The 13,217-nt window shown below is 47.1% G+C and carries 13 protein-coding genes; 9 read left to right on the top strand and 4 right to left on the bottom strand.

Annotated features, from left to right (window positions below; genetic code table 11):
* The first annotated feature begins 1 nt into the window (after position 1).
* Positions 2-1,195 (top strand): NAD(P)/FAD-dependent oxidoreductase, encoded by a 1,194-nt coding sequence (locus AC50YO_RS04615; protein ID WP_494843772.1) that lies wholly within the window; start codon positions 2-4, stop codon positions 1,193-1,195.
* Positions 1,195-1,455 (top strand): hypothetical protein, encoded by a 261-nt coding sequence (locus AC50YO_RS04610; RefSeq protein ID WP_494843770.1) that lies wholly within the window; start codon positions 1,195-1,197, stop codon positions 1,453-1,455. Before AC50YO_RS04615 ends, AC50YO_RS04610 begins: the two co-directional genes overlap by 1 nt.
* A 1,114-nt stretch (positions 1,456-2,569) precedes the next feature.
* Here AC50YO_RS04610 and AC50YO_RS04605 read toward each other — a convergent pair.
* Complete coding sequence (locus tag AC50YO_RS04605; protein WP_494843768.1) at positions 2,570-3,232, bottom strand: helix-turn-helix domain-containing protein; 663 nt, start codon at positions 3,230-3,232, stop codon at positions 2,570-2,572.
* Between the two features lie 396 nt (positions 3,233-3,628).
* Positions 3,629-4,375 (bottom strand): hydrogen peroxide-dependent heme synthase, encoded by a 747-nt coding sequence (gene hemQ, locus AC50YO_RS04600; protein WP_494843766.1) that lies wholly within the window; start codon positions 4,373-4,375, stop codon positions 3,629-3,631.
* Positions 4,376-4,535: 160 nt separating this feature from the next.
* Here hemQ and AC50YO_RS04595 point away from each other — a divergent pair, with 160 nt between their 5' ends.
* The 3 genes from AC50YO_RS04595 to dnaI all read left to right on the top strand — a co-directional run bounded on the left by AC50YO_RS04595 (position 4,536) and on the right by dnaI (position 7,435).
* Complete coding sequence (locus tag AC50YO_RS04595) at positions 4,536-4,823, top strand: YuiB family protein (protein ID WP_494843764.1); 288 nt, start codon at positions 4,536-4,538, stop codon at positions 4,821-4,823.
* 106 nt (positions 4,824-4,929) lie between these two features.
* Entirely contained in the window at positions 4,930-6,453 is a 1,524-nt protein-coding gene (locus tag AC50YO_RS04590) for a replication initiation and membrane attachment family protein (RefSeq protein ID WP_494843762.1), read from the top strand.
* 19 nt (positions 6,454-6,472) lie between these two features.
* On the top strand, positions 6,473-7,435 hold the full coding sequence (dnaI, locus tag AC50YO_RS04585; RefSeq protein WP_494843759.1) for a primosomal protein DnaI: 963 nt from the start codon (positions 6,473-6,475) through the stop codon (positions 7,433-7,435).
* 726 nt (positions 7,436-8,161) lie between these two features.
* On the opposite strand, the gene nagA is transcribed toward dnaI, so the two are convergent.
* On the bottom strand, positions 8,162-9,340 hold the full coding sequence (nagA, locus tag AC50YO_RS04580) for an N-acetylglucosamine-6-phosphate deacetylase (protein ID WP_494843757.1): 1,179 nt from the start codon (positions 9,338-9,340) through the stop codon (positions 8,162-8,164).
* Positions 9,341-9,643: 303 nt separating this feature from the next.
* Here nagA and AC50YO_RS04575 point away from each other — a divergent pair, with 303 nt between their 5' ends.
* Genes AC50YO_RS04575 through AC50YO_RS04560 form a run of 4 tightly spaced genes read left to right on the top strand, consistent with a single transcriptional unit; the run spans position 9,644 to position 12,788 of the window.
* A complete protein-coding gene (locus AC50YO_RS04575; RefSeq protein ID WP_494843755.1) occupies positions 9,644-10,744 on the top strand; it encodes a sulfate ABC transporter substrate-binding protein in 1,101 nt (366 codons plus the stop codon).
* A 34-nt stretch (positions 10,745-10,778) separates the two neighbouring features.
* Positions 10,779-11,618 (top strand): sulfate ABC transporter permease subunit CysT, encoded by an 840-nt coding sequence (cysT, locus tag AC50YO_RS04570; protein ID WP_494843753.1) that lies wholly within the window; start codon positions 10,779-10,781, stop codon positions 11,616-11,618.
* Between the two features lie 13 nt (positions 11,619-11,631).
* The gene (gene cysW / locus AC50YO_RS04565; RefSeq protein WP_494843751.1) at positions 11,632-12,510 is read left to right on the top strand and encodes a sulfate ABC transporter permease subunit CysW; all 879 of its coding nucleotides are present in this window, start codon (positions 11,632-11,634) and stop codon (positions 12,508-12,510) included.
* A gap of 38 nt (positions 12,511-12,548) precedes the next feature.
* Positions 12,549-12,788, top strand: a complete 240-nt coding sequence (locus AC50YO_RS04560) for a YezD family protein (protein ID WP_494843749.1) — start codon at positions 12,549-12,551, stop codon at positions 12,786-12,788.
* A gap of 145 nt (positions 12,789-12,933) precedes the next feature.
* Here AC50YO_RS04560 and AC50YO_RS04555 read toward each other — a convergent pair whose 3' ends face one another.
* Positions 12,934-13,080, bottom strand: coding sequence for a YqzM family protein (locus AC50YO_RS04555; RefSeq protein WP_494843747.1), 147 nt, complete (start codon positions 13,078-13,080; stop codon positions 12,934-12,936).
* Between the last annotated feature and the right edge of the window lie 137 nt (positions 13,081-13,217).

The raw sequence follows: 13,217 nt of genomic DNA, 5'->3' as shown, positions 1-13,217 counted from the left end.
GATGAGCAACATACCCAAAATTGTTATTCTAGGAGCGGGTTATGGCGGCGTGCTGACGGCGCTTCGTTTACAGAAAGAGCTTAACTACAACGAAGCAGACGTTACACTTGTCAATAAACATGACTATCATTATATTACGACGCATTTGCATATGCCGGCAGCTGGGACAGATAACCCGGAGAATGCACGCGTCAGCATCTCGAAGCTGATTGATGAGTTCAAGATTGATTTCGTCAAATCAACAGTCGTGCAAATCCGTCCCCAGGATAAAAAAGTCATTCTTGAAGATGGCACCCTTTCTTATGATTACCTCGTGATTGGTCTTGGTGGAGAACCCGAAACCTTCGGTATTCCTGGTCTTGGTGAATACGCGATGAATATTCGCAGCCTCAACTCGGTTCGCTTGATACGCGAGCATATCGAATATCAATTTGCCCGCTTCAAGCGCGAGCCGCATCGCACGGATTACTTAACCTTTATCGTTGGCGGAGCAGGCTTCACAGGCATAGAGTTCGTAGGAGAGCTGTCTGATCGCATTCCTGAGCTGTGTAAGCAGTTCGATGTCGATCCTTCGCTCGTTAAAATATACAATATAGAAGCGGCTCCAACAGCGCTTCCAGGCTTCGATCCTGAGCTGGTTCAATACGGCATGGAGGTTCTGGGGAAAAAAGGCGTGACGTTCCGTCTAGGAACAGCCATTAAAGAATGCACCCCAGAAGGTGTCGTAATTGGCGATGGGGAAGAAATTAAGTCGCAGACCGTAATCTGGACGGGTGGCATACGTGGGAATCGTCTTATTGAAGAGGCGGGCTTCGAGACGATGCGCGGCCGGGTCAAGGTCGATGAGCATCTTCGTGCGCCAGGGACAGAGAACATTTATATCGTCGGCGATAATTCTTTGATGTTCAATCCGGAGGAGCGTCCATATCCGCCAACTGCTCAGATTGCTATGCAGCAAGGTGTTGTATGTGCACATAACCTGGTTGCTTCGATTCGCAACCAGCCGCTCAAGGGCTTCACGTTCAGCAACAAAGGCACGGTTGCCTCGCTAGGCAAAGGGGAAGCGATCGGAATTGCTTTTGGCAAAAAGTATAAAGGCCGCGTAGCAGCTTGGCTCAAAAAAATGATCGACCTTCGTTATTTGTTCATCATCGGCGGAATACCGCTCGTGCTGCGTAAAGGCAAGTTCCTATAATGCGGCATTGCAGCGTGCAGGTGCGTGGGTTGCTAACAAGAGAGGAGCTCGACCGTTATAACGCTCTGATGGAGGTGGGCTCTTTTCTAGAGTCGCAGAGTCGTTATGATCTCGCTTATACGGTGCAGAAGGAAGTTGATCTGCTTATTCAGCCCGCCATCGAGCGACTGAAAGAAAAAGGCCGTGAACGTGATCGGGCTACGCAAGAGTATCTCGAATCCAAGCGTCAGGATATTGAAGAGGACGAGGAAGAGTACTAAGATTAAGCTTAAACATAAGATAGAGCAGCATAAGCTCGAAGGGCGGTGTTTCCTTCGAGCTTATGCTTTTTTTATCAGCTGAATGCTGCGTTAGTAACTGTTTTTATCAACTGAATGTCCTCGTTCGAAACTGTTTTTACTAACTGAATGTCCTGATTCGTAACTGTTTTTATTAACTGAATGTTCTCGTTCGTAACTGTTTTTACTAACTGAATGTCCTCGATCGAAACTGTTTTACTAATTGAATGTCCTCGATCGAAACTGTTTTTTTTACTAACTGAATGTCCTCGCTCATAACCTTTTTGATTAGTCGAATTCTTCGTTTTATTAAAGGGGGGCTGTTGACGTTTGAATATCTCGGACTGGGCGTGGTTACAACGGACGCGGGATGCAGGGCTGATGGACGCACTTTATTCTTATTGCTTGCATGATGCTGAAAGCGCCTCAGGTTGGTCTTAATTGGGTTAGAAGAGGACAGTTGACCGGCGCTGTTCAGCATCAAAGAAAGAGATACGTTAATGAGTGAACGCAGCCTCATTAAAAAGTCTGAGATTAGCGCAGAAACACCAACTAGTGAATCTAGGTTCAGTAGTCAGGCAACTTGTTGCGCGAGTAGTGAGCTTAGCTGTCCTTAAATCGCATTTACTCCTCCACAAGACAGTAAAAAGCGTAAATGGATTCGCTAATTATTAGAGTAACGTTTGCGTTATGATGCTGGGCGTAAGCTTGGGCCATAAATAGCTCCAAATGAGGAGTCGCACATAGCTTAAGTAGGTTAACCCAGAGAAACAACCATATGTAGCAGCAATGATAATTAAAAATAATAGAGTAATAAAACAAGAAATAAGCTGCATGGACGACAGTTCACTGGAGCTGCTCAGCTCAAAGAAAGAGATACGTTAATGAGTGAACGCAGCCTCATAAAAAAGTCTGAGATTAGCGCAGAAACACCAACTAGTGAATCTAGGTTCAGTAGTCAGGCAACTTGTTGCGCGAGTAGTGAGCTTAGCTGTCCTTAAATCGTATTTACTCCTCCACAAGACAGTAAAAAGGGTAAATGGCTTCGCTAATTAGGGTAATACGTGTGTTATGTGTGGTAGTTACGCAACCATCCTTAACTCATATAGTTTGGCAACACATAAGCGGTTATGCGATGTGGGGAAGGGAGCGACTGAAGCGAGCCATTAGCTTCGAATCGCTTCAACCAATTAGCAGCGGTTCGATTGGATATTTGAAAATGCTGCGCAACTTCAGTTGGTTTGATTTTGCCATCACGGCGCATGGCCATTTGGACGACCAGTTCTTGTCTGGAATCCCATATCCCTTCGATGCCTGCCACATTTGAGCGGTAGGTCTGCGACCACCAATGACCGATAGCCTGTTTAATTTGACGCTCGCACAAGTAAGGCTGCTTCTCAACCTGCCAAGCTGAGAAGCGCAGCAGCATCCAGCCTGACAGCACCAAATCATTCTGCCGCTGCAGATGATCGTTGAACTCCCCAGGTGAGATATCCCTCGCATGCGTAGTGAATCCATCCAGCTCAATAACAAGCCGGACGCCATTCTTTACATAGGCAAAATCAGCGAAGCGCTGCCCGCCCTTATAGTCGAGGAAGGGATGCTCGGCAGATAATCCGTCATAAGAGTAGCCGAATGCAGGACCCCATACCTGCTCCAAAAATAGTAATTCGATCTTGCCGAGCTTATTTCTGTATCGCCCACTTAGAGCAGCCCCTTTATCGAAAGCATCAATAAAACTAGCTAATTCTTTCCTCATCCTTCATCCTCCTCTTATTAGGTGAAATCGCAGTAATCACAACAACATAACAACGGCTATAAAAGCTCCTTTAAGTGAAAGCTTGGTATCTCAACAACATAAATAACAACGGCAATAGAAGCTCCTTTAATTGAATTGTAGTAAACACAACAAAATAAGTAACAGCGACGATAAAAAGTTCCTTTAGTGAAAGCTTGGTATCACAACAACATAAGTAACAACGGCAATAAAAAGCTCCTTTTAGTAAAAGCTTAGTAATCACACAACATTCGTATCAATAGCTATAAAAAACACCCCGACCACAGGCTTTCGCCGTGATCGGGGTGTGCTTCACTCCCGTAAGGGGTTGTTTAAGGTTAGTTATCCAGCGCTAAAAGTTAAGAGCTAACGTTCGGTCTACACGCTGAGCAATGAATTGAATTTATCGGCTGTCAGCAGGTTGCCTACGTAGAAGTCGCCGAAATCGCCGAAGCGGGCACTGACTTCATCGAAGCGCATTTCATAGACAAGCTTCTTGAATTGGAGAGCATCGTCAGCGAATAGCGTAACGCCCCATTCCCAATTATCGAAGCCGACGGAGCCGGTAATAATTTGTTTTACTTTGCCTGCATATTGACGGCCAATCATGCCGTGGCTGCGCATCATCGTACGGCGCTCGTCCATGCTGAGCATGTACCAATTGTCATTGCCATCGCGGCGTTTGTTCATCGGATAGAAGCAGATATGGTTCGCTTTTGGCAGCGTAGGCTTCAAACGTGCTACGATATCCGGATTCTGCATCGGATCAGCGCCTGGTTGGCTCATATAATTGCTCAATTCCACTACGCTTACATAGGAATAAGTAGGAATAGTATAAGCAGCGAAGGACGTTTTGTTGAAAGCCGTCTCTACTTCTTGTAGTTCTTCGAGTGTCTCGCGCAAATGCATGAATGTGAAATCAGCTTTTTGTCCAAGAATGGAATAGACAGCTGTGCTTCCTTGCTTGCTCTCTTCAACATCTGCCCATTGCTTCAAGAAGCCTTGAAGCTCGTCCGTCGCGCGATTGCGCTCAGCTTCAGTTGCAGATCTCCATGCGGTCCAGTTGATGCTGCGGAATTCGTGGAGCGCGTACCAGCCTTCTAATGTAACAGCTACTTCACTCATTGGTAATAACCCCTTTCTTCTCCAGTGCTTTCTAATCATTGTATCGTAAACAATCCGAGCAGAGCAAATGACGGACTTGTGACAATTGAAAGGTTCACATTGACTTCCAGATTACCATTATTTAAACTGAAGATCGAGAGCTCGAAAGGAGAAGGGGTACATGCTTCAGTTAACAGTAGCAACGGTGCTGTTTCTAGTCATGATGTTTGGCATCGGTTTTATACTTAATATGCTTTTAAAAACAACATGGTTTCCCATTTACTTATTCGTTATTGTACTGATTCCGCTCGGTATTTGGTGGACTTGGGATGATACGAAATCCGGTGTTGAGAATTTCACTGCTTTTACGATTATTGATCTGGTCCCGGTTATTGGTGCTCTTGTAGGGGCCTATATAAGCGGTTGGGCTATCCGTGCGCTTCGCCGCGGCGGTTATAAAATGTTCTAATGACAAAAATCCTCCTCTCGGGGGATTTTTCTATTTATCTCCTCCTCTTTCGACACGTTATTTATGTTAGAATAATAGAAAGTATGGACAGGATGGGGTAGATGCTATGCGCATCGGTAATATACTAGAATACACAGAACATCACCGTTATTATATATTTCGCGATTTTTCAATGAGCAGTCTCAATTTCAAAATGCTGTCTTTAATCTATCAGCCGATGATTGGCGCCTTTGCCGTAGGCTTATACCAGCAGCTATATCATGCGATTTCGGAGGGAACCTCCGGCTATTCCACGATTGAATCACAGCGGAAGCTGTTCCTTGGGCTTGGTCTTGAGATGAATGAGCGAGGCAGAAAATATTTGATGCAGCAAGCTTCGAAGCTTGAAGCAGTCGGCTTGCTCCAAACCTCTCGCGTTATCGTGCCAGATCAGACCGATATGATTTACGAATATGAATTATCTGAGCCTATGTCTCCGATTGAATTTTTCCGTAATCAGCATTTGACGCTGCTGCTGCGGGATAAGGTCGGTAAGTACGCGCTTATTTCCTTGCGGGAATCATTCGGCGCGCAAGAGCCGGAGGAGCTCCGTCAAGCGACGGTGACGAAGGAAAATATATCGGTGCCTTTCTATGAGATGTTCGAGCTGAACACCAATTCCTATGATATGGAGCTTGAGCAGGCGCTTGCGGAAGTTGCGCCAACGCGCCAAGCAGCACCAAGAACACAATTAGAGACAGCAGCTATTCCGTATGGCGAGATCATTCTTCGGTTCCCGCGTAATTCTGCGAATCGGAGCTATGTAGAGCGTCTTCGCAACGATACGGAGCAGCTTGCACAGATTAATTATGTCGCCTACAAATATAGTTTATCCGTTGCGGATGTGTGCCGTTTGTTAGATGAGGACGGTATCTTTACCACGGAGGGCACGTTAGTGCTCGATGAGCTTCAGCTTCGCGCTAATCAGCTGTACAGGCAAGACAAGAAGCGTGATGGCGATCGCCAGAGGACGCTTGCAAAGGTACAGGCCTTTGTGGCAGAGTCGGAGGAGAGCGAAGAGGAGCTTGAAGAAATCGGCGTACAAGAGGAATATTATTTGAATGTGCCAGGACAATTGAGTGGAAGATGTGACATTCACCAATACAATATGCTGATGCGGAATGAACCGCATACCCGGTTCTTGCATCGTTTTTTCCCGGGGGCGGTACCGGATTGGATAGAAAGGTCATTCGAGCGTATTGATCTGAATTATCGGCTGCCAGCGCCCGTTATCAATGTACTGATTCATTATATTATCGGTACGAACGATGCGCAGCGGGTGACCAAGACGTTCGTCGAGGCGGTTGTCTCGAATATGTTGGTTAAGCAAGTCGATACCTTCGAGAAGGCTGTTATCTATGTTCGCGAGCAGGTACAGGTTGAAGCGGATAAAGAACGCCGCAAAGAGGGCATGGCTTCCACGGGCGCTGGATCAAGAGGCAGCTCCAGAAGCAATGGAGGCCGAGGAGGCGTCTCGCGTAAGCCATCCATCCCAATCGTTCAGGATGTGGAGCCGCAGGAAGCGGCTATCTCGCCAGAGAAGCTGGAAGAAATGCGCAGGCTGGCAAGAAAACTGGACGGGAAACTATAACTACAAGAGGTGAAGAAGGATGGAATCGCTTGGTGAATTATTGAAGGCATGGCCTACAGGCAAGTCAATGACGGAGCAGGCGGATCAGAAGCTGTCCGAGATGATGTCGGAGCCGCTCGTGCAAAAGCTGTTCGCCAAGTATCCCGAGCTTGATGAGCAAGCGGTTCGTCTTAATCTGAACCGTGTATACCAATATGTCACGGAATATAAAAGCTGCTCGAATTGTCCAGGGCTCGACAACTGCCCGAATGATTTCGAGGGACATTATACATTGCTGTCGACTGAGACAGTCAAGGATCAGGTCCAACTGCTTGATCGGAAGGTATCCTGCAAGAAATTCATTGCCCGCAGAACCGAGGAGCAGATTAAAGGCCGTATTCGCAGCTTTTACGTGGACGAAGTGGCGCTTAAAGATGGTTATTCTGCGGATGAAATTTTGTTCAAGGATACGAAGCGGACGGAAGCGGCTTATCAGATTCTTGCCTATATTGACAAGACCAAAGAACAAGGCCTGCAGCATGAAGGGCTGTACTTGGCAGGGAAGTTCGGTACAGGAAAAACCTTTCTCATGTGCTACCTCCTCCATGAGCTTGCCAAAGTAGGATACTCCGGCGCGATTGTTTATATGCCTGAGTTCGTCGAGGACTTGAAGTCGATGATGCATGAGCCTGGCAAGCTGCGTGAGACGGTTGAGATCATGAAGGAAACAGATTTGCTGATTTTTGATGATATCGGAGCTGAGAATTTGAATCCTTGGGTGCGCGATCATGTGCTGGGGGCTATCCTAAACTATCGGATGAATCGCAAGCCGACGCTCTATACCTCTAATTATGAGCTTGATGCGTTGGAGAAGCATTTCAGCTTCACCAACAAGGACGGCGATGAGCAGTATAAGGGAGAGCGTCTAATGAACCGCATAAGGCCTTATGTGGAGGTCATTATGGTCACTGGCGACAACAAACGATTCAAGGGGAAAAGCTAGAGCAGTACAAATCTGAAGAAAAGCCGCATATCCATGGGATAGGCAGCTTTCAGCTTAGAGTGTCGAGATTGTCCATAGGACTTCTCGGCATTTTTTTTATTTATGGTTAGGGTTGTTTGTGGTTTTAGGTCCCTTAAGGGTACTCTTGATAATCGTACTCGATAAAGTAACGGAACGGAGATCCGCTATAAAGCATATTGTTGCTTGACTAGACAGAATAGCGGAACAGCGTTCTCTTATTCAGGGAAAACGGACGGCAGAGACACAGAATCCCAATCATAACGGAACGCAGTTCCGTTACTTTTATCCGAAGAGGAATTAATCATAAAATAACGGAACACCGTGCCGGAGTACAACGTTGGCAACTGGTTTGGGCAATAGCGAATTTGTGATTACGGAATAAATGAGGAGCAAGTATGAGGAGCAGGTATACCTGCTCCTCAATTAACCTGTATGCGAGGTGAACAAACACGTTGTTCAGCAACTAAGAGCGGTAAGCAACCGCCGTTCAACAACTAAGCGGGTGCGCGGCATCTAGCCAAACTACGGAAGCGATAAAGAAAGCATTTCGTTAAAAAGTTAAGCGTGTTTGATCGTGTTCATTTCGTCAAACAGCTGGTCATGACACATAAATCATTCGTCAAGCAACTATCCACGGAGCGCAAACCCTATCCTATAAGCGACCACCCGTTAACTACCCTACGCGATAGGCATCCCGTTAAACCACTACGCACGATATACAAATTCACCATCAACCATCGTCCATACCACTTCAAACTGTTCGTCGACTAATACGAGGTCTGCATCGCAGCCTTGCTCGATTTTTCCTTTCTGATGCAGGCCGAGAATGCTCGCTGGCGTTGAGGATGCCATTTGAATCGCATCGGCCAAGGAAATGCCCAATTCGACAGTGAGGCGCAACGCTTTATTCATCGTTACCGTGCTGGATGCCAAGGTGCCATCGGTTAATCGGGCGATACCGTCTTTGACCGTCACATCATGGCCGCCGAACTGGTAGCTTCCGTCCCCGAGTCCCATCGCCTGCAAGGCGTCTGTGATCAGTACGAGCCCTTCAGGCCCTTTGATGCGATGCATTAATCGGATGATGGCGGGATGAAGATGAACGTCATCGACAATCGCTTGCAGGCTGACATGGTCCTCCTCGAAGGCGGCAGTTATAAGGCCTGGATCACGATGATGAATCGGACGCATGCCGTTGAAGCAATGCGTGACATGGCTTGCGCCAGCTTGGAAGGCAAGCTTAGCCTCCTCATAAGTGGCATCAGAATGAGCAACAGCGACGATAACGCCTCTTTCCTTCAAGAAGGAGAGAAGCTCCATGCCTCCGGGCAGTTCAGGAGCTATCGTGACCATTTTGATCAGTGACCCGGCTTCCTCAAATATGTGTTTCATCTCGTCAAGGTCAGGGTGGCGGAGATGCTTCTCATTCTGCATGCCTTTGCGCTTCGGGTTCAAGTAGGGTCCTTCTAAGTGCATGCCCGCAATAAGAGCTCCTTGTTCTTTGCCAATGACTTGCTTCACGCTTCGGATCATCCCCATCAAATCCTCGATGGTTGAGCTTACCGAGGTTGCGAGGAAGGAGGTGCAGCCGGATGAAGCACAGGCCCGGGATACAGCCTGAATGCTGTCATTAGAGCCATCCATCATGTCATAGCCGTCTGCTCCGTGAATATGGACATCGATCATGCCGGGTATGAGCAGCTGCCCTTGCCCGTCGATCCATTCATAGTCGGCATCTCGGTCGATCTGGCTGCCATCCTCATATTGTATTTGTGCAATCTTGCCGTTCTTAATCCATATCGTTGCTAGTTGTTCCCTTTGATCAGCAAGCACTACCTTTACATTATGAATAATCTGATTAGGCAATCTGATTCTCAACTCCATCTGTTTGGTTGGTGGCCTTCCCCTTTATTGTAGGAGACGTAGGGAGGGGGGACAAGCAATTTGTTCTCACTCCGCACAAAAAACCTTCAATCTAGTACAATTCTTTCCTCAGTCTGGCCAATGGATATAAGCTTAACTTATAGAGACTATAATTTTTTTCCATTTTTCTATTGACAGGTAATGGGTGACGCTGATATTATTCTCCCATAACCAACTAAACAGGTGGGAATAATTGATTAACTACCGGACCACCGGATGCCAACCATTATTCATCTACCCCAAAAAATTAAAGGGCGTGTTGATATGAAAAAACGTAATAGCGTGTATTCGGTGGTCTTGCTTGTCATTCTAACTTTGGTTCTGTCCGCATGCGGAACGGGCTCGAATAAAGAAGTGAAGGAATCAGCTTCACCATCTCCTACAACAGAAGCAAATACGGCGACAGAGTCACCCAAAGCCGAGCTCAAGCCTGTGGAATTATTGAATGTTTCTTACGATCCAACTCGTGAGCTGTATGTGGAGTACAATGATGCATTCGCGAAGTATTGGAAAGAGAAGACAGGCCAAGTAGTAACGGTTAAGCAATCTCATGGCGGCTCAGGCAAGCAAGCTCGTGCGGTTATTGATGGATTGAAAGCAGATGTTGTAACGCTGGCACTTGGCTACGATATTGATGCACTAGTAGAACCAGGCTTGCTGAAAGCCGATTGGCAGACCAGCTTCGAGCATAATAGTGCGCCTTATACTTCAACGATCGTCTTCCTCGTTCGCAAAGGGAATCCGAAGGGCATCAAGGACTGGAATGATCTGATCAAAGATAAAGTTGAAGTCATTACGCCTAATCCGAAGACATCGGGTGGAGCGCGCTGGAATTACCTAGCGGCATGGGGCTACGCACTGAAGCAGAACGGCAATGATGAAGCCAAAGCGCAAGAGTTCGTTAAGGAGCTGTTCAAGCACGTGCCTGTATTGGATACTGGCGCTAGAGGCTCAACAACGACGTTTGTAGAAAAAGGAATCGGCGATGTATTGCTTGCTTGGGAGAATGAAGCATTCTTATCAGTGAAAGAGCTTGGTCCAGACAAATTCGATATCGTATATCCATCCCTTAGTATTCTGGCAGAGCCTCCGGTAGCGATTGTTGACAAAAATGCTGACAGCCAAGGCACAAGAGAAGTAGCGCAAGCCTACCTGGAATATTTGTACTCGGATGAAGGACAGGAGATTGCTGCGAAAAACTACTATCGTCCGATCAATGAGACGATTGCAGCCAAATACAGCGAAACCTTCAAATCGCTTGAGCTGCTTACGATCGACAAAGACTTCGGCGGCTGGAAAGCAGCCCAAGAGAAGCACTTCAATGATGGCGGCATATTCGATGGAATCTATACGCCAGGCTCGTAATGAAACCAAGAGAGAGGAATGGAGCTGACTTCACATGAAAGGTTCCAAGACGAGATCCAAAAATGTATTGCCTGGCTTTGGTCTATCCATGGGCTTTACCATCACGTATTTGGGCTTAATTGTACTTATACCGCTCGCTGGTGTGTTTATCAAAACAACCGGCCTTAGCTGGAACGAATTCTGGACGATTATTACGAATCCGCGCGTCGTGGCTTCTTATCGCATCAGCTTTACGACGGCATTTTTCGCAGCATTGGTTAATCTGGTATTCGGCTTGTTGATTGCATGGGTGCTGGTGCGCTATAAATTTCCGGGCAAAAAGCTTGTGGACAGTCTCGTTGATCTGCCCTTCGCATTGCCAACAGCAGTTGCCGGTATCGCGTTAACCGCGATTTATGCTCCTAATGGCTGGGTCGGCTCCTTGCTTACGCCGCTCGGCTTGAAGGTAGCCTATACACCGCTTGGCATTACGATCGCCCTTATCTTCATTGGAATTCCATTCGTCGTTAGAACGGTACAGCCCGTCCTGCAAGACTTCGAGAAAGATACAGAGGAAGCGGCGGTTATGCTGGGAGCTTATCGGTTGAGGACGTTCTGGAAGGTCATCCTGCCGGAGCTGCTGCCAGCGTTGTTAACAGGGTTCGCGCTGGCATTCGCTCGAGGAATTGGCGAGTATGGCTCGGTTGTATTCATATCCGGCAATATGCCAATGAAGACCGAGATTGCACCGCTTCTCATAATGACGAAGCTGGAGCAATTCGATTATGCGGGAGCTACGGCGATTGCTCTTGTCATGCTAGTCATCTCTTTCCTGCTCCTGTTGTTTATCAACTTCTGTCAATGGCGAATCAATCGCCGGACGATAGCGGATTAGGGGGGATGGAAAAATGGCTGGAGCGATTACTACCCACTTGTCGGAAGAAGCCTCGGTAAGACCGAGGCATATCAATGAACCGGCTGCGGTTCGATGGATTCTCATCAGCATTGCCTTATTATTTCTAAGTATTACGGTTGTTCTGCCGCTCGTATCGATATTCGTCGAGGCCTTCAAGAAAGGCTTCGATGTCTACCTCGCAGCAATTATGGAGCCCGATGCCTTATCAGCCTTGAAGCTGACTTTACTAGTAGCCGTCATTGCGGTTCCGCTCAATACGATATTTGGCATAGCGGCAGCATGGGCGATCAGCAAGTTCCGCTTCAAAGGCAAAAACTTTCTTATTACCTTAATTGACCTGCCGTTTGCTGTTTCGCCCGTTATTTCTGGCCTTATCTACATTCTTATGTTCGGTGCACAAGGCTTCTTCGGGCCTTGGCTCGATGAGCGGGGCATCCAGATCGTATTCGCTCTGCCTGGTATCGTTCTTGCTACCGTATTCGTAACTGTCCCCTTCGTGGCACGAGAGCTTATTCCGCTCATGCAGGCGCAGGGCGTTCAAGAGGAAGAAGCGGCAGCGAGCTTGGGAGCCAAGGGCTGGCAAATTTTTTGGAGGGTCACAGTACCCAACATTAAATGGGGGCTGCTGTATGGCATCATTCTAAGCAACGCCAGGGCAATGGGGGAATTCGGAGCTGTCTCCGTCGTATCGGGTCATATTCGCGGAGAGACCAACACCTTGCCGCTTCACATTGAGATTTTGTACAATGAATATCAATTTTCTGCTTCGTTTGCGGTAGCCTCCTTACTTGTCATGCTTGCCGTCATTACTTTGCTGGCTAAAGCGCTATTCGAATGGAAGACAGCGCAGCGCGCGACCAAAGAAGTCTAATAGCTATGATTTTAAAATGGATAATGGAGGGGTTTATAATGGCGAAACCATTAGAATTGGATCAACAGTGGGTTGAAAGAATTACGGAGCAGGTGAACGGGATGCAATATGGCTCAATCAATATTACCGTTCATGATGGAAGAATTGTGCAAATCGACCGGACAGAACGGACCAGGTATGACCAATCGACGCATAAGCAGTCGCATAATGAGCAGCCAGTGAAATCCACCAGCAATAATAATAATAGTAATAACGATACGCTTCGCATCGTTCAATAATAAGCTTTAGACAATAGGCTTACGCGCTTCCCTCGCACTCTATGGCGGTGAAGCGCGTAAGCCTATTGCTTATTATTCTATGCAAGACAAAAGCTCCGCCCGAACTTGGAAGTTCGGGCGGAGCTTTTGTGTTAGTGTCAGTCCGTTAGGAAATCACAAATTTGACAATTACAGCTACTGCGAAGATGATCGTCATAACTCCCAGCATGCCGCCAAATCCAAATACGACATCCATCAAGTCATGGCGAGGCTCTTCATTGATATGTTCGCGCGGATCTCTTACTTGCTCCATTATTGACGCCTCCCTTGAGAACCAATTCAGCCAAGCAGAAACGACACATTCGTCCGCCGCTGCGATCGAATACCGTTTCGCAAAGAAAACAAAGCTCACTTATAGCGATAGCTTACTTTCTTAGCTTTTTATAATAG

The sequence above is a fragment of the Paenibacillus sp. J22P59 genome, assembly GCF_059383895.1.
This window is presented reverse-complemented; position numbering and strand designations above follow the sequence as displayed.